General features: G+C 64.0%; 18 protein-coding genes. 11 read left to right on the plus strand and 7 right to left on the minus strand.

Annotation, left to right across the window (positions count from 1 at the left end; translation table 11 throughout):
• Entirely contained in the window at nucleotides 1-813 is an 813-nt protein-coding gene (locus tag CK224_RS01835) for a VOC family protein (RefSeq protein WP_095780610.1), read from the minus strand.
• 198 nt (nucleotides 814-1011) lie between these two features.
• Between CK224_RS01835 and CK224_RS01840 the strand changes: the two genes are divergently transcribed.
• Nucleotides 1012-1569 (plus strand): alpha/beta hydrolase, encoded by a 558-nt coding sequence (locus CK224_RS01840; protein WP_066995180.1) that lies wholly within the window; start codon nucleotides 1012-1014, stop codon nucleotides 1567-1569.
• Nucleotides 1570-1581: 12 nt separating this feature from the next.
• Here CK224_RS01840 and CK224_RS01845 read toward each other — a convergent pair whose 3' ends face one another.
• Entirely contained in the window at nucleotides 1582-2355 is a 774-nt protein-coding gene (locus tag CK224_RS01845) for an HpcH/HpaI aldolase/citrate lyase family protein (RefSeq protein WP_066995178.1), read from the minus strand.
• A gap of 100 nt (nucleotides 2356-2455) precedes the next feature.
• Complete coding sequence (locus tag CK224_RS01850; RefSeq protein WP_066995175.1) at nucleotides 2456-2776, minus strand: DUF1476 domain-containing protein; 321 nt, start codon at nucleotides 2774-2776, stop codon at nucleotides 2456-2458.
• A 275-nt stretch (nucleotides 2777-3051) separates the two neighbouring features.
• On the opposite strand from CK224_RS01850, the gene purC reads away from it, so the two are divergent.
• From purC to CK224_RS01870, 4 genes are all read left to right on the plus strand, one after another.
• A complete protein-coding gene (gene purC / locus CK224_RS01855) occupies nucleotides 3052-3846 on the plus strand; it encodes a phosphoribosylaminoimidazolesuccinocarboxamide synthase (RefSeq protein WP_040969563.1) in 795 nt (264 codons plus the stop codon).
• 67 nt (nucleotides 3847-3913) lie between these two features.
• Nucleotides 3914-4153 carry a phosphoribosylformylglycinamidine synthase subunit PurS gene (gene purS, locus CK224_RS01860; RefSeq protein ID WP_066995172.1) on the plus strand — a complete coding sequence of 80 codons (240 nt, stop codon included), beginning with the start codon at nucleotides 3914-3916 and terminating at the stop codon, nucleotides 4151-4153.
• A 110-nt stretch (nucleotides 4154-4263) separates the two neighbouring features.
• The gene (gene purQ / locus CK224_RS01865) at nucleotides 4264-4932 is read left to right on the plus strand and encodes a phosphoribosylformylglycinamidine synthase subunit PurQ (RefSeq protein WP_095780611.1); all 669 of its coding nucleotides are present in this window, start codon (nucleotides 4264-4266) and stop codon (nucleotides 4930-4932) included.
• Between the two features lie 55 nt (nucleotides 4933-4987).
• Nucleotides 4988-5398: a hypothetical protein gene (locus CK224_RS01870; RefSeq protein ID WP_095779611.1), complete on the plus strand. Its 411-nt coding sequence runs from the start codon at nucleotides 4988-4990 to the stop codon at nucleotides 5396-5398.
• 166 nt (nucleotides 5399-5564) lie between these two features.
• On the opposite strand, the gene CK224_RS01875 is transcribed toward CK224_RS01870, so the two are convergent.
• A complete protein-coding gene (locus tag CK224_RS01875) occupies nucleotides 5565-5804 on the minus strand; it encodes a DUF1127 domain-containing protein (protein ID WP_095780893.1) in 240 nt (79 codons plus the stop codon).
• A 92-nt stretch (nucleotides 5805-5896) separates the two neighbouring features.
• On the opposite strand from CK224_RS01875, the gene CK224_RS01880 reads away from it, so the two are divergent.
• The 4 genes from CK224_RS01880 (at nucleotide 5897) to CK224_RS01895 (ending at nucleotide 10553) form a co-directional block, all read left to right on the plus strand.
• The gene (locus CK224_RS01880) at nucleotides 5897-7306 is read left to right on the plus strand and encodes a PLP-dependent aminotransferase family protein (protein WP_095780612.1); all 1410 of its coding nucleotides are present in this window, start codon (nucleotides 5897-5899) and stop codon (nucleotides 7304-7306) included.
• Nucleotides 7307-7459: 153 nt separating this feature from the next.
• Nucleotides 7460-9691, plus strand: coding sequence for a phosphoribosylformylglycinamidine synthase subunit PurL (gene purL, locus CK224_RS01885; RefSeq protein ID WP_095780613.1), 2232 nt, complete (start codon nucleotides 7460-7462; stop codon nucleotides 9689-9691).
• The gene (locus CK224_RS01890; protein ID WP_095780614.1) at nucleotides 9688-10212 is read left to right on the plus strand and encodes a hypothetical protein; all 525 of its coding nucleotides are present in this window, start codon (nucleotides 9688-9690) and stop codon (nucleotides 10210-10212) included. Before purL ends, CK224_RS01890 begins: the two co-directional genes overlap by 4 nt.
• 107 nt (nucleotides 10213-10319) lie before the next feature.
• Entirely contained in the window at nucleotides 10320-10553 is a 234-nt protein-coding gene (locus CK224_RS01895; protein ID WP_023674714.1) for a BolA family transcriptional regulator, read from the plus strand.
• A gap of 19 nt (nucleotides 10554-10572) precedes the next feature.
• Here CK224_RS01895 and CK224_RS01900 read toward each other — a convergent pair whose 3' ends face one another.
• Nucleotides 10573-11772 (minus strand): ZIP family metal transporter, encoded by a 1200-nt coding sequence (locus CK224_RS01900; protein WP_066995154.1) that lies wholly within the window; start codon nucleotides 11770-11772, stop codon nucleotides 10573-10575.
• On the minus strand, nucleotides 11769-12890 hold the full coding sequence (locus CK224_RS01905) for a multicopper oxidase domain-containing protein (RefSeq protein WP_066995151.1): 1122 nt from the start codon (nucleotides 12888-12890) through the stop codon (nucleotides 11769-11771). The genes CK224_RS01900 and CK224_RS01905 overlap by 4 nt, the downstream gene beginning before the upstream one ends.
• A 292-nt stretch (nucleotides 12891-13182) precedes the next feature.
• Between CK224_RS01905 and grxD the strand changes: the two genes are divergently transcribed.
• Together grxD and CK224_RS01920 are read left to right on the plus strand one after the other, a co-directional pair.
• Nucleotides 13183-13518 (plus strand): Grx4 family monothiol glutaredoxin, encoded by a 336-nt coding sequence (gene grxD / locus CK224_RS01915; protein WP_066995148.1) that lies wholly within the window; start codon nucleotides 13183-13185, stop codon nucleotides 13516-13518.
• Between the two features lie 192 nt (nucleotides 13519-13710).
• Nucleotides 13711-14910: a multidrug effflux MFS transporter gene (locus CK224_RS01920; RefSeq protein WP_176477848.1), complete on the plus strand. Its 1200-nt coding sequence runs from the start codon at nucleotides 13711-13713 to the stop codon at nucleotides 14908-14910.
• 22 nt (nucleotides 14911-14932) lie between these two features.
• Here the strand turns inward: CK224_RS01920 and CK224_RS01925 are convergent, their stop codons facing one another.
• Nucleotides 14933-15343, minus strand: coding sequence for a hypothetical protein (locus CK224_RS01925; protein WP_095780616.1), 411 nt, complete (start codon nucleotides 15341-15343; stop codon nucleotides 14933-14935).
• Between the last annotated feature and the right edge of the window lie 45 nt (nucleotides 15344-15388).

Here is a 15388-nt window from a genome sequence, read left to right on the forward strand (position 1 = left end):
TCAAGCCTTGCCAGGCACCGTCCTGATCACCGTGCCCCAGGGATCTTCACGCGTCGTCTCGGCCTTCACGTTATCCGAGCGCATTTCGACCCAGGCGAGGCCCGAGCGAGAGGGATCGCGGCGGCCGGCGCCGGCGCTGCGCCAGGAATTGGCACCGATATGGTGGTGGTAGTGGCCGGAGGACAGGAACACAGCCTGACCGCCATATTTGGCGACCGTGTCGAAGCCGAATTCGTCATGCCACCACGCTTCGGCGTCTTCCGGACGCCCGACGCGCAGGTGGACATGGCCGACAATGGTGTTTTCCGGCGCTCCCTGCCAGCCGGCATCACCGACGGGCACGCTGGCGACGACCGCGGGGAGGTTCAGCCGCTCGGTCGACATTGCGATCTTGTCGCCGTTCCATTTCCAATCCTGCGGACGGCGATCGGCGTAGATCTCGATGCCGTTGCCTTCAGGGTCGGTGAGGTAGAGCGCCTCGCTGACCAGATGGTCCGAGGCGCCTTCGATGCCGATCCGGTTGGCGGCGGCATGGCTGATCCACCGGCCGAGATCGGCGCGCGACGGCAGCAGGAACGCAGTGTGGAAAAGGCCGGCGCTGCGCGGGTCGTCAGGCTTGGCCGAGGCATCCTGCTCCAGCACCAGCAGCGGGCGGCCCGCGGCGCCGAGGGTGATCGCGCCATCGGCGCGGCTCAACTCCTGCAGGCCGACGACGGCACGATAATAGGCGGCAAGGTTTTCGGCATCGCGCGCCTTCAACCCGACACGCGCGACGCTGACCGGGGTGGTCGCGGCAAAAGGCAGTTCGCTCATCACACTCTCCGTTCGGGCGCCGATCTCACGATGGGCAGTCGCGCCGACGTTTATTAGTCATTCCTGTTCCCTCTCCAGATCGTTCATCACCATCGTTCACACAAGGTTGAAAGAATCGAACACGTTGTTCACCTTTGTGATGCCACTGCATCCCACCGGCCGGTTGCATCAGACAGGGGCGCTCGCTACATCGGCGCCATGAAAGTCAAGGACGCCGATATTCTCATCATACCGGGCTACACCAATTCCGGGCCCGAGCACTGGCAGACCCGGTGGCAATCGAAGCTATCGACAGCGCGCCGGGTCGAGCAGGCCGAGTGGACGAAACCCGTGCGCGAGGACTGGACAGCAAGTGTGGCGAAAGCTGTCAACGAGGCCGAGCGGCCGGTCGTCATCGTCGCGCATTCGCTGGGTGTGGCGGCGGCGGTGCAGGCGATCCCGCAATTCCAGAAGCCGGTCGCGGGCGCCTTCTTCGTGGCGCCGCCTGATGTCGCCAATCCGGAGATCAGGCCGAGGCACCTGATGACCTTCGGGCCCTATTCGCGCGAGCCCCTGCCCTTTCCGTCGATCGTGATCGCCAGCCGCAACGACCCGTTCTGCGCCTTTGAGGTTGCCGAGGACATCGCCGCCGCCTGGGGTTCGCTGTTCATCGACGCCGGCGACGCTGGCCATCTCAACCAGGACGCGGGCTTCGGCCCCTGGCCGGAGGGATCGATGACTTTCGCCAAGTTCCTCACGGAACTGAAGGAGCCTTGAAACGCCGGCGCCTCAGGCGCCGATCGAATCCCGCATGCTCTTCAGCAGCGTCCTGGCGCCGAGCGAGATCAGCGTGTGGTCAGAGCCCATGGCGAGCAGGCGGTAGCCCATCGACACGACGCGGCCGGCAACGGCCGGCTCGATGACATAGATCGCGGCGTGCTTGCCGGCCTTGCGCGTCCGCTCGGCGATCGAGGCGACCGTCTCCATCATGCTTTCCAGCGTCGAATTGACGGTGGTGCCGTTCGACCAGGCGATCGAGAAATCCGACGGCCCGACGAAGATGCCATCGATGCCGGGCGTCTCGAGGATCCCGTCCAGCGCCTCGAACGCCGCACGCGTCTCGACCATGGCAAAGGCCATGGTGCGCTGGTTCGAGTCGCGCAGCCACTCGGCATGGTCGCCCTTCCCATGGCGCGGGAAGGCATAGGTCGGGCCCCAAGAACGCTCGCCTATCGGCGGATACTTCATCGCTGCGGCGAACTGCCTGGCGTCGTCTACGGAATTGACCATCGGCGCGATCACCGCCTCGGCGCCGAAATCGAGCGCCCGGCTCGCCATGTCGAAGCGCCCGACCGGGATGCGCACCAGCGCCGGCTTGTTGGCGGCAAGCACCGGCACCAGGCCGCGCAGAACGCTGTCCTCGTGGTGGCCGCCATGCTGCATGTCGAGGGTAACGGCATCAAAGCCCTGCTTGGCGATGATCTCTACCGTCAGCGCGTCCGGCACGCCGGACCAGGCGGTGAACAGCGTTTCGTCGGCGGCCAGGCGGGACTTGAGCGACATCGGAACTTCCTTGGTAACGATCCGCAGTCTCAGCCGGAAACGGCGGCAAGGCAAAGAAAACCGCCCGGCTGAGCCGGGCGGTCGATTGGTCCAACGATTTTTACGTGTTCTTGACCTGCTCGATCGCCTGCGCCATCAGCTCGTCCATGGTGCGGCGGATCTGATGGTCCGACTGGTTGACGCCCGCGGCGTCGAAGTCCTCGCGGATTTTGCGGAAGACGTCATGGTCGCCGGCCTCCTCGATGTCGGAGACGACTACCGCTTTGGCATAGGCCTCGGCATCGGCTCCGCTCTTGCCCAGCTTTTCGGCGGCCCACAGGCCGAGCGCTCTGTTGCGGCGCGCCGAGGCCTTGAAGCGGAGCTCCTCGTCGAAGACGAATTTGCGCTCGAAGCCCTCTTCGCGGTCTTTCATGCTGCTCATGCGTCCCTCCGATCAAATCGATTCGCTTGGCTATGAATATCTGTGCTTACCCAGCACAAACCAAAAGGTCGCGGGCCGGTCAATATGCAACGTCCCATGCTGCGCTGCGGCATTTCGGTTCCGAAAGCGGTTGATCGGCTGGATTTGCCGATTGAGCAAACATTACGATTGCTATAGACACCGGCATTGAACGCACCCGTCGCCACAACTAATTTAGGCAGACGGACAGGAACTGGTCGCTTGCCGCCTGCCCGCCAATCCAGAGAAAAAATCAGATGAAAAATCGCCGCCGCATTTACGAAGGCAAGGCCAAGATCCTTTATGAAGGACCTGAGCCCGGGACGCTGATCCAGTTCTTCAAGGATGACGCCACCGCCTTCAACAAGAAGAAACATGAGGTGGTCGACGGCAAGGGCGTGCTCAACAACCGCATCTCCGAGCACATTTTCAATCACCTCAATCGTATGGGCATCCCGACCCATTTCATCCGCCGGCTGAACATGCGCGAGCAGCTGATCAAGGAAGTCGAGATCATCCCGCTCGAGGTGGTGGTGCGCAACGTCGCCGCCGGCTCGCTGGCAAAGCGCCTGGGCATCGAGGAAGGCACGGTTCTGCCGCGCTCGATCATCGAATTCTACTACAAGGCCGATGCGCTGGACGACCCGATGGTGTCGGAAGAGCACATCACCGCCTTCGGCTGGGCCAGCCCGCAGGAGATCGACGACATCATGGCGCTGGCTATCCGCGTCAATGACTTCCTCTCCGGCCTGTTTCTGGGCGTCGGCATCCAGCTTGTCGACTTCAAAATCGAGTGCGGCCGCCTGTTCGAGGGCGACATGATGCGCATCGTTGTCGCCGACGAGATCTCGCCGGACTCCTGCCGGCTGTGGGACGTCGCCACTCAGGACAAGCTCGACAAGGACCGCTTTCGCCGCGACATGGGCGGGCTGGTCGAGGCCTACCAGGAAGTTGCCCGCCGCCTCGGCATCATGAATGAGAACGAGCCGCCGCGCCCGACAGGCCCGGTGCTCGTTGCCTCTTCCGAGCCCTCGAAGAGCACGAAGCACTGACTGCCAGCGCGGGCCTGCCGGAAACGGCGTGCCCGCCCTCCGCACTACCGATCACTCAGGAGTATCGATGAAAGCCCGCGTCACCGTCACCCTCAAGAACGGAGTTCTCGACCCGCAGGGCAAGGCGATCGAGCACGCGCTCTCAGGACTGGGCTTCGACGGCGTCGGCCAGGTGCGGCAGGGCAAGGTCTTCGACATCGAGCTCACCGGAACCGACAAAGCCAAGGCCGAAGCCGACCTCAAGGCCATGTGCGACAAGCTTCTGGCGAACACGGTGATTGAGAATTATAGTGTGGCTATTACCTGAGGTTGCAGCGCAGAGGTTATGCCTGAAGCCACCAGCGATTTGATGTACAGGCTCCTGAAGCGCGTGCATCACCAGCGAACTCGCCGAAGACCAGAGGCCCTACGACCCAAATGAAATCAGCCGTCGTCCTCCTGCCTGGGCTCAACCGTGACCGCGACATGATCGCGGCTCTGACCAAGATTTCCGGTCAGGCGCCGGCGACCGTCTGGCAAACCGACACCGAAATCCCGGACGTCGACCTGATCGCCATTCCCGGCGGCTTCTCCTTCGGCGACTATCTGCGCTGCGGGGCGATCGCCGCGCGCATGCCGGTGATGCGGGCAGTGGCCGAAAAGGCGGCCAAGGGCGTGATGGTGATCGGCGTCTGCAACGGCTTCCAGATCCTGGTCGAGGCGGGGCTGCTGCCCGGCGCCCTGATGCGCAACGCCTCGCTGAAATTCGTCTGCCGGCACGTGAAGCTCGAGATCGCTAACGCGAACACGATGTTCACCCGCGGCTATCAGCCCGGCCAGATCATCCGCTCACCGGTCGCGCATCACGACGGCAACTATTTCGCCGACACCGAAACGCTGGCGCGCCTCGAAGGCGAAGGCCAGGTGGTGTTCCGCTATGCCGAAGGCACCAATCCCAACGGCTCGATCAACGACATCGCCGGCATCGTCAGCGAGAAGGGCAATGTGCTCGGTCTGATGCCGCACCCGGAGAACCTGATCGAGGCGGCACACGGCGGCGGCGACGGCCGGGCGCTGTTCGAAGGCGCGCTTGGTATCGCCGCTTGATCCTTTCAGACGATTCCTTCTGACCATTCTTTCAGACCAACGGGGCGGCCTGACCATGAGACTGACGATTACTCGCCTTGCTCTCCTGGCCGCCGCCGGATTTGCGCTCGCCTCTTGCCAGTCCGGCTCGAAGACCACGCCGCCCCCCTCTGGCAAGAGCGCTTCCCTGCTTGCCATGGAGCAGGTCGCCATCGCCGCTCACAAGTGCTGGATCGCCAGCAAGGACCCGGCCTTCAAGCCCTATCAGATGGCCAACGAGCTCAACTCCTACAGCGGCACGCCGCGCTTCCTGCTGGTGCCCGCCAAGCACTATGGCGGCAAGCCGCTGCTGGTCGTGCAAGCACAAGGCAATTCCCGCAAAGTGGACGTGTTCGGGCCGTTGATGGCCGAACCGCTGGGCGCGCGTATAGGCTCCGACATCGCGCGCTGGCAGGCCGGCAATCCATCCTGCGCCGCCGCCGCGTGATTCGGCCGTAGGCCAATTCCTGCAAATGCAAGATTGACGGTCGGTTTTCGCGCTCGTCCTGCAGTCGCAATCAACATACCGACGAAGCTCTGTTCGCGGCCCAAAACCGCGAAGCGTCTTGGGAGAACGACATGCATCGCAACAACTAAGGGCGGTCGCGCCGGGCTTAGTCCCAGAACGGCCTGATACCTTCGCGATGGGCGTCGCAGCGCGAAATGCCGATGTCGTTGAGCTGCTCGTCGGTCATCTCCAAGAGCGCAAGGCGTCCGCGACGGCGTTCCAGCATTCGGTCGATTTGCCTGGCGATGGCACGAAGCACGAATACGACCCGGTCAACGAACCCGCGGCGCCCCGACGGGCGGCCGTGCAATTCGGCGCTGTCATGGAATGTATCAATTGTATTCATCTTGATCAACCAATTCTATCAATTGTACTCTATTCACCCGCGTTTTCATATCGATTGACTCGTCGCGCGATGCAATATAAAAAATTGTCACCATGACAAATTGGCTCCCAGACCTCGCTTCCGGTTCCGGCCCTCTCTATCAGCGCCTTGCTGACAGCATTGAGTCAGATATCGACAAGGGCGTCATCGATGCGGGTGCAAAACTGCCGCCGCAGCGCGACCTCGCCTACGACATTGGCACTACGGTCGGCACGGTCGGCCGGGCCTATCAGTTGCTGCGCGAGCGCGGGCTGGTGAGTGGGGAGGTCGGGCGCGGCACCTATGTGCTCGCGCAACGCGCGGAGAGCCCCAAGCCCGAGCTGCAGCCCGCCGCGCTCGGAACGCGGCTCATCGACGCGCCCCGCGGCAAGCTGCGCTTCGACAGCACCGCCGCCCCCGATGTCGGGCAAGGCGCACTGATTGCCGAACTGCTGGCGCGGACGGCGGAGGAGCACCCTCACGACATTTCAAGCTATACCAGGGATTTCCCCGAGCGCTGGTTCGAGGCCGGCGGCCTTTGGCTCAAGCGCAATTCCTTTCACCCCTCGCCCGATTCGATCGTGCCGACGCTTGGCACCCATGCGGCGGTGATGGCGGCGATCGCGGCGCTCACCACGCCTGGCGACACGATCGTCTTCGAGCATCTCACCTATTCGCAGATCTCGCGCAGCGCCGGTCTGATCGGGCGCCGTACCGCGCTGGTCTCGGCGGACGATGAAGGTCTCGATCCCGACGATTTCGAACGCGTCTGCGCGCAGAAACACCCGAAGATGATGTTCGTGATGCCGACGGCGAAGAACCCGACGCTGGTGACGCTGTCGGCGGAGCGGCGCCAGGCGATCGCGCGCATAGCGCGCGAGTACAATGTCGTCCTGATCGAGGATGATCTCTATGGCGAATTGACCGACGATCCGACGCCACTGCTCGCCGAATACGCCCCTGAGCGCACGATCGTCGCCGGCGGCCTGTCGAAGTCAGTCGCCGCCGGCGTGCGCGGCGGCTGGCTGTCCTGCCCGCCCGCCTACCGCCACCGCATCCGCGTGGCGCACAAGATGATGACCGGCGGGCTGCCTTTTCTGCTGGCGGAGGTTGGAACAAGGCTGGTGATGTCCGGCCAGGCCAGCGACATCCGCAAGCGCTGCATTGCCGAGATCCAAGCTCGTGTCCATGTCGTGCGCGAGACGCTGGCTGGCTTTGATTTCAAGGCGCGGGACAATGTGCCCTTCGTCTGGCTCACCTTGCCGGATCCTTGGCTCTCGGGTACCTTCAAGAATGCCTGCCTGGCGCAGGGCTTGCTCATCGACGACGAGGACGAGTTCAAGGCCGGTCGTTCCGAGCAAGTCTTCCACGGCGTCCGCTTCGGTGTTTCGCAACCCGGGCAAAGCAAGGATGTCGCCGGTGGCGTCGCGGTCATCCGCCGCCTGCTCGACGAGGGCCGCGCCGGCTACGACAGTTTTTCCTGACCTGCCCTTTCCTAAGCGCCTCGCGCTACCGGCCGGTGCCGGCGCAGCGGTTTACCGGCGTTTTCGTCGTGCTTTGGGGGTGTATCGCTCGAAAGCTTGCGATAAGAGAAGACTCAGAAGAGCCCCCTCTCCCACGGATACCAATCGCCGCTCATGACCATATCCAATTCCGTGCCGATCACCCCCGAGCTCGTCGCCGCGCATGGGCTGAAGCCCGACGAATACCAGCGCATCCTCGATCTGGTTGGCCGCGAGCCGAGCTTCACCGAGCTCGGCATCTTCTCGGCGATGTGGAACGAGCACTGCTCCTACAAGTCTTCCAAGAAATGGCTGCGCACGCTGCCCACCAGCGGCCCGCAGGTTATCCAGGGGCCCGGCGAGAATGCCGGCGTGGTCGACATCGGCGACGGCGACTGCGTCGTCTTCAAGATGGAGAGCCACAACCACCCCTCCTATATCGAGCCCTATCAGGGAGCCGCGACCGGCGTCGGCGGCATCCTGCGCGATGTCTTCACCATGGGCGCGCGACCGGTTGCGGCGATGAACGCGTTGCGCTTCGGCGCGCCTGACCATCCCAAGACCCGGCACCTGGTTGCTGGAGTCGTTTCCGGTGTCGGCGGCTACGGCAATTCCTTCGGCGTGCCGACCGTCGGCGGCGAGGTCAATTTCGACGCCCGCTACAACGGCAACATCTTGGTCAACGCCTTCGCGGCCGGCCTCGCCAAAACCAACGCCATCTTCTTGTCGCAGGCCAAGGGCGTCGGCCTGCCGGTCGTCTATCTCGGCGCCAAGACCGGGCGCGACGGCGTCGGCGGCGCCACCATGGCGTCGGCCGAGTTCGACGACAAGATCGAGGAGAAGCGGCCGACCGTACAGGTTGGCGACCCTTTCACCGAAAAGTGCCTGCTGGAGGCCTGCCTCGAGCTGATGGCGTCGGGCGCGGTCATCGCCATCCAGGACATGGGTGCGGCCGGGCTCACCTGCTCGGCGGTCGAGATGGGCGCCAAGGGCGATCTCGGCATCGAGCTCGACCTCGACAAGGTGCCGGTGCGCGAGGAGCGCATGAGCGCCTACGAGATGATGCTGTCGGAAAGCCAGGAGCGCATGTTGATGGTGCTGCGCCCCGAGAAAGAGGAGGAAGCCGAGGCGATCTTCCGCAAATGGGGCCTCGACTTCGCCATCGTCGGGACGACCACCGACGACCTGCGCTTCCGCGTGCTGCACCGTGGCGACGAGGTCGCCAACCTGCCGATCAAGGAACTGGGCGACCAGGCGCCGGAATATGATCGCCCCTGGGTCGAAACGAAGAAGCCGGCGCCCCTTGCAGCGAACGACGCGCCCAAGGCCGACGTCGCCGACGCGTTGCTCAAGATGCTGGGCGGTCCGGACCTCTCTTCGCGCCGTTGGGTGTGGGAGCAGTACGACACGCTGATTCAGGGCAATTCGCTGCAGCTCCCAGGCGGCGATGCCGGCGTGGTGCGCGTCGAAGGCCATCCAACCAAGGCGCTCGCCTTCTCTTCCGACGTCACGCCGCGCTATTGCGAGGCCGACCCGTATGAGGGCGGCAAGCAGGCCGTCGCCGAATGCTGGCGCAACCTGACGGCAACGGGCGCCCTGCCGCTTGCCGCCACCGACAATCTCAATTTCGGCAATCCGGAGCGGCCGGAGATCATGGGCCAGTTTGTCGGAGCGGTTAAGGGTATCGGCGACGCTTGTCGCGCGCTCGGCTTCCCGATCGTCTCCGGGAATGTCTCGCTCTACAACGAGACCAATGGCCGCGGCATCCTGCCGACGCCGACCATCGGCGGCGTCGGGCTGATCGCCGATTGGTCGAAGATGGCCCGCGTCGGCTTTGCCGCCGAGGGCCAGATGATCGTGCTGGTCGGCGCGCCGCCGACATGGGGCAGCCATCTCGGCCAGTCCGTCTATATGCGCGACATCCACGGCCGCGCCGACGGTTCGCCGCCGCCCGTCGACCTCGAACATGAAAAGCGCGTCGGCGACCACGTGCGCGCGCTGATCGCTTCCGGCATCGTGACTGCCGCGCACGATGTCTCCGACGGCGGCCTTGCCGTGGCGCTGGCCGAAATGGCGATGGCATCCGGCATCGGCGCCACCATTCCCGGTCTCATCGGCACCGATCCGATCCCGGTCTGGTTCGGCGAGGACCAAGGCCGTTATCTCCTGACCTTGTCGATCGAACCGCAAAGCGGCGAATGGGATAGGATCCGCGCGGAGCAGGGCAAGCTCGGCATCTTCGCGCCGTGGATCGGCACGACCGGTGGCGACACGCTGAAGCTCGGCGAGGCGCGTGCCGTTCCGGTCAGCGAATTGACCGCCGCCCATGAGGGCTGGTTCCCGCGCTTCATGGATCAGGCCATTTGACCAGGCTGGCGGTCCGGGCGCTGCTTGCAGCGGTTTTCTGGCCGTCGCTGTTCTTTTTCTGGTTCCTCGGCCCGTTCGTCTTTCTGCTGCTGTCGACGACCTCGAGCGAGGTCTGTCCAAGGCTCGAAACGCGAGCCGAGTTCCTTGCTGCGGCGAACGGCGCAATTCCGTTGCTGGCCGCTCAGGACCTCGTCTACGCCATTCCTGTTTTGTGCCTGGTGCTGTGGCAGCGCCTTTTGACGGAGCCGGCCCGGGCAAGGCATATCGTCACTTGCGTCAAGCTCTTCGCCATTGCAACCGCCATCGGAGCGCTTTGGGCGTATAGTTCTTCGCTTATGTGCGATGGCTACGGCCGGCCGTTTTTCTCCCCGGTCTGGCAGTGGACGAGCTACTTGCCGATGGTCGGCATCGCGATAAACGTGCCGCTCTACGTGCTGACCTTCAGCCTCGGTCGCGCCTACTCGACGCGCGAGGATGTGTCCGCCGGCGACGCGGCTCAGCCGGGTCGGAATATCCCGTGAAGCCTCGGTCACGGATGGAACGGCTTCAATCCGGACCGGAAAGGCTCTACGCTTATCCCCGACTCTCATCGCACGGGCTGCGCCCCCTCGAAAACAGGATTTCTGCCATGGCAATGGATGCGCACGACATCGAACGGCTGATCAAGGAAGGCATTCCGGACGCCAAGGTGACGATTCGCGATCTGGCTGGTGACGGCGACCACTACGCTGCCGAAGTGGTGGCCGAGAGCTTCCGCGGCAAAAGCCGCGTCCAGCAGCACCAGATGGTCTATGACGCGCTGAAAGGCAATATGGGCGGCGTGCTGCATGCGCTCGCCCTGCAGACCAGCGTTCCGGACTGAGTGTTGACGCCGCGGTTGTTCAGATCTTTACCAGCATCGCCGTGAGGTACATGAAGCCGACCCCGGCTGTCAGCCCGGCCATCGCAGCCGGTGCGAGCAAGGCGCGCGAGCCATCGGGGCGCTGGCGAAGCTGCAGCGAAACCATCTCGACGATCACTTGCAGGATCGCTCCGGCGCCGATCGCCAGCGCCAGCGCCGACCATTGCGGCGCATAGGCGAGGCTGCCGATCCATAGGCCGACGACGGCCGGACCTCCCGCGAGCAGCGTCAACATGGCGAAGGTCCTGAGCGGCGGTCGCTGCTTCAGGATCGGGGCGGCGATGGCGATGCCTTCGGTGATGTTGTGCAAGGTGAAGCCAAGCACCAGGAACGTGCCGAGCCCGGCTGCGCCCGAAACGAAGGCGGCGCCGATCGCCAGCCCCTCGCCGAGATTGTGCAGGCCGATGCCGAGTGCGATGAAGGTGGCAAGCGCCAGCCCGGTCGGTGTCCCGCTGCGCCGGCCTGCCGCCATGAGCAGAAGGAAACTGGCGGTGGCTGCGAGTACGATCATGGTCGACCCCTGGAACAGGGCGGCTGCTTCGCCGGCCAGTTCGAACGCGTCCTCGAGCGTGTCGACGAAAAGGAAGGCGAGCAGACCGACGGTCATCGACAGGAGAAAGTCCATGCCGTTCCGCCCGACCCCGCGTAGTGCCGGATAGAACATCAGGCCGATCGCCACGGGCAGGATGCCGACAAAGCCGCCGAGCACCGCTTGCGCGGCAAAGCTAGGTGAACTGCGCGTCGGTGTGGGTACGGCGACGGCGATATCGTGCCCGAATGTTGTCCCGGTACTGGTTACGACATTGATCGCATGCGCCTCCCCCAGCACCCAGGGGTATGGCAGGCTGATCCATGCCGTTGCGCCTCGCGGGATCGGCCCCGGCGGATCCTGCGTGAACTGCCAGTAAGCGTCGTCGACCTGGACCTGTGCGATCGTCATCGGTTCCGACCCACCGGCCCGCACGAGGATTCGAATGCCGTCGTTTCCGATAATTGTCCGCTCGAAGGTCAGGTTCTCGACCGGCGGCGCGCCGTTGCGAAAGCTGGCCAACGGGTCGGAAGAGACCATCCACGCAACCGCGAGCCCGAGCACGGCGAGCGGCAGTACTATCCAGAGCAGAGAGAGCCAGCGCGGCCGACCGGCCTGTGTATCCCGGGAGGTGCTACTGACATCGGTCACGACAAGGCCTCCACGACGTCGAACATGCCCGACCAGCCGAGTTCGGTAAACTCCGACTGGTGGGGATGGAACATGTAGAGGCCTGGCTCGTGCTCCCTGAAATGGAACTCGAGGATACCGCGCTCGGCCTGGCACTGGGTGATCAGATCGACGGTCCTGAGTGTCGGCGTCAGCGTCGTGCCCTGATTGTAGTAGTCGAAGAAATTGGCATGCAGATGGAAGGAGTTGATCGGGTCGAACTCGACCACGTTGACGAGATAGATCCGGACAGGCTTGTCCTTCAGCACCCGTATCGGCTTCTTCGCGTAGGCATGGGCGACGGTGTTGACGGCATAGACCTCGTTCTCGTTGTCGAAATTGGTGTCGAAGGCGTTCATCACCATTACGAATTCCTGCCAGCCGGCATTCTCCGGCGTGCCGAGCAGGCGCGAGCGGGCGACCGCCTCGTGCTCCGGATGCCTGGCGGGATCGGGATCGATGATGAAGGCGCCGTACATACCTTTCTGGATGTGCCGCTTCAGCGGCAGCGCATGGCAATGATAGAGGTGGCAGCCGAACGGCCTGGCGTCGAACTCGTACACGAACTCCTCGCCCGGCCCGATCAGACCGGCGCCGGGAACGCCGTCCATCCGTGCTGCATGAATGCCGTGGAAATGCATGGAATGCGGATGCGAGCCGTTGTTGCGGAAGACGATCTTCAAGCGATCGCCTTCGGTGGCCCGCAGCGTCGGCCCCGGCACGCGGCCATTGTAGGTCCAGGCGGGGAACAGGATGCCGGGCGCGATCTCGATCTCCTTGTCCTCGGCCGTGACCTCGAAGCTGCGCAGTGTCCGCCCGTCCGGCAGCGTCGACACCGTCCCGGTCTCCCAGTCGCTCAGCAGCTTCACTGGATCGAATCCGTTGCGGCTATCCTCGACCTCGCCGACGGTGATCATCGCCCCATGCGCGGACAGGTGCGCCGGCTGCGGTTCGGCCGCCCCTGGCGTTCCGTGACCGGCGTGGTCGGTCTGCCCGCGCGCCGCGGTCGCCATCACCGCCGTGCCGCCGGCCGCCAGGCCACCGGCCAGAAGCAGCCTTCGATCGAGCTTTTGTTCCAGCAGCGATTTCGTTTCGCGCATATCCGCGTTCCTCCAAGGCACTGGCAAGGATAGCGCATGCTTCAAGATTTAGCTATAGCTATAATTCTGGCGCGTGCGCACCTGGGAAACCGTCAGCGGCACCGGGACAAGAGAACCGGCCTGCCGGCCCGCCTGTGGGAAGAGTTCCGGCTGGCGGATTTGGCCCAATGGCGGACCAAAGCTTTGCGCCATTTCGGGTGCGTCGCGGCTAACGTCTTGTTTCAGCCAACCTATGGGTTTATTTGATGGACATGCTTCGAGCCTGACTCCCACAGGCGTGAAAGGATACCCCATGAGCGGCATCAACGACTACATCGACAGCGAAGTGAAGAGCAACGACGTCGTGCTCTTCATGAAGGGCACCCCCGGCTTCCCGCAGTGCGGGTTCTCCGGCCAGGTGGTGCAGATCCTCGACTATGTCGGGGTCGACTACAAAGGCGTGAACGTGCTGACCTCGGCCGAGCTGCGCCAGGGCATCAAGGACTATTCGAACTGGCCGACCATTCCGCAGCTCTACGTCAAGGGCGAGTTCGTCGGCGGTTGCGACATCGTGCGCGAGATGTTCCAGGCCGGCGAGCTGCAGGATTTCCTGGTCGAAAAAGGCGTCAGCGTCAAAGGCGCCGCCTGATTTGAGCTCGCGCTGGCCGGCCCAGCCGGCCGCGCGGTGACATCCGGGGCCGCCCCACCCCGGCACTTTGGCTTTCGAACTCGAGAACGAGACGAATTGATGCGCCGGTCGACCGGCGCGTGTTCGTTTGATTGATCGGATTTTGCCGTGGACAATCAGGCACTAGCGCAGCAGTCGGCAAAAAGCTTGCCCATTCCGCGCTGGGAATTCATTGCGCTCTGCGCGGCGCTGATGGCGCTCAATTCGCTCGCCATCGACATCATGCTGCCGGCACTGCAGCAGATCGGCGCCTCGCTCGGCGTCGAGAATGAAAACCACCGCCAGTATGTGATCACAGCCTACATCCTTGGCTTCGGCACCGGTCAGCTCTTCTTCGGTCCGGTTTCCGATCGTTTCGGCCGCCGTGCGCCGCTGGTCGCCGGCCTGATCATCTATGTGGCGGCGGTAGCGGCCGCTGCTGTTGCTCCGACCTTTGCCACCCTGCTCGCCTGCCGTGTCGTGCAAGGCATCGGCGCGGCGGCCACCCGCGTCATCGCCGTCTCCATCGTGCGCGACACCTTCGAGGGCCGCCGCATGGCCGAGGTCATGTCGCTGATCTTCATGGTGTTCATGGCGATACCGGTCGTCGCGCCCGGCATCGGCCAGTTCATCATGCTTTTCGCCACCTGGCACTGGATCTTCGTCACCATGGCGGTCGGCGCGCTGATCGTGTCGGCATGGTCACTGTTGCGCTTGCCGGAGACGCTGCATCCGGAATACCGGCGGCCCTTAACCGTCAACGCCGTCGTCGGCGGCTTCCGCATCGTGCTCACCAACCGCATCGCGCTTTGCTATGCCATTGCCAGCACCTTCATCTTCGGCGCCATGTTCGGCTTCATCAATTCCGCGCAGCAGATCTATCTCGAAGTCTTCCATGTCGGCGAGCTGTTTCCGCTGATCTTCGCCGGCGTCGCGGGCGTGCTCGCCTTCTCGAACTTCCTCAACGCGCGGCTCGTCGGCAAGGTCGGCATGCGCCGTCTGTCGCAGAGCGCGCTGCTGCTCTTCCTCGCCATCAGCCTTGTCTGGCTCGTCGTCTCGCTGGAGATCGAGATGCCGCTCTGGCTGTTCATCGCCTTCTTTGCCGGCGCGATGGTTCCGTTCGGCTGTCTCGGCGCGAATTTCAACGCGCTTGCGATGGAGCCGCTCGGCGAGCTTGCCGGCACGGCGTCCTCCATCCTCGGCTTCATGCAGACCTTTCTTGGCGGCCTGCTCGGCACGCTGATAGGCCAGGCCTATAACGGCACGGTCACGCCATTGGCCGCCGGCTTCTGCAGCGTTTCCCTCGCTGCCCTGCTGATGATCCTGATCGCCGAGCGCGGAAGGCTGTTCCAGCCCCACAATCCGCCGGTGTGAGACCTCGCCTACGGCCAGGCGGTCAGGATTTTCGTTCAAGCGCAGCCGTGAAGCGAGGCGAAAGTATGCGCCCTGCGATCGCCTCGCCCATGCTCTCGGTAAAGGGTAACGGCAGGGCCTTATCGAGAGCCTCGAGGACTGAGGCAACGAAGGCTCTGTTCAATGCGTCGTTCGGTCCGAGTGCGGAGAAGGTCGCGCGCGGCTTGCCAATGAGCGTTCCGTCTCGGCGGAGCGAGAACCGCAGGGTCAAGGACAGGCCGGCAGTTCCGCGGGGCGGCCGCCAGCAGGCGTAAATGGCAGCCGACATTTCCGCTATGGAGTTTACGGGATCGCGACTGCCGCAGGCGCGCTCCCGTGCCGCTGCTTCGTCAGCCCCGGTGATCGTCACGGCGAGGGCGAGAGCCAGAGCGACCATCGCGGACCGGGTGCTCATTCACATCTCCGGATTTGCGTGAGGGTGTAGAGCGACACCTTCCAG

It is taken from the genome of Mesorhizobium sp. WSM3862 (assembly GCF_002294985.1).
Lineage (GTDB): Bacteria > Pseudomonadota > Alphaproteobacteria > Rhizobiales > Rhizobiaceae > Mesorhizobium.

Coding starts and splice junctions, on each gene's coding strand:
- CK224_RS01835 (WP_095780610.1), bottom strand. CDS start 813: ATGAGCGAACTGCCTTTTGCCGCGACCACCCCGGTCAGCGTCGCGCGT.
- CK224_RS01840 (WP_066995180.1), top strand. CDS start 1,012: ATGAAAGTCAAGGACGCCGATATTCTCATCATACCGGGCTACACCAAT.
- CK224_RS01845 (WP_066995178.1), bottom strand. CDS start 2,355: ATGTCGCTCAAGTCCCGCCTGGCCGCCGACGAAACGCTGTTCACCGCC.
- CK224_RS01850 (WP_066995175.1), bottom strand. CDS start 2,776: ATGAGCAGCATGAAAGACCGCGAAGAGGGCTTCGAGCGCAAATTCGTC.
- purC (WP_040969563.1), top strand. CDS start 3,052: ATGAAAAATCGCCGCCGCATTTACGAAGGCAAGGCCAAGATCCTTTAT.
- purS (WP_066995172.1), top strand. CDS start 3,914: ATGAAAGCCCGCGTCACCGTCACCCTCAAGAACGGAGTTCTCGACCCG.
- purQ (WP_095780611.1), top strand. CDS start 4,264: ATGAAATCAGCCGTCGTCCTCCTGCCTGGGCTCAACCGTGACCGCGAC.
- CK224_RS01870 (WP_095779611.1), top strand. CDS start 4,988: ATGAGACTGACGATTACTCGCCTTGCTCTCCTGGCCGCCGCCGGATTT.
- CK224_RS01875 (WP_095780893.1), bottom strand. CDS start 5,804: ATGAATACAATTGATACATTCCATGACAGCGCCGAATTGCACGGCCGC.
- CK224_RS01880 (WP_095780612.1), top strand. CDS start 5,897: ATGACAAATTGGCTCCCAGACCTCGCTTCCGGTTCCGGCCCTCTCTAT.
- purL (WP_095780613.1), top strand. CDS start 7,460: ATGACCATATCCAATTCCGTGCCGATCACCCCCGAGCTCGTCGCCGCG.
- CK224_RS01895 (WP_023674714.1), top strand. CDS start 10,320: ATGGCAATGGATGCGCACGACATCGAACGGCTGATCAAGGAAGGCATT.
- CK224_RS01905 (WP_066995151.1), bottom strand. CDS start 12,890: ATGCGCGAAACGAAATCGCTGCTGGAACAAAAGCTCGATCGAAGGCTG.
- grxD (WP_066995148.1), top strand. CDS start 13,183: ATGAGCGGCATCAACGACTACATCGACAGCGAAGTGAAGAGCAACGAC.
- CK224_RS01925 (WP_095780616.1), bottom strand. CDS start 15,343: ATGAGCACCCGGTCCGCGATGGTCGCTCTGGCTCTCGCCCTCGCCGTG.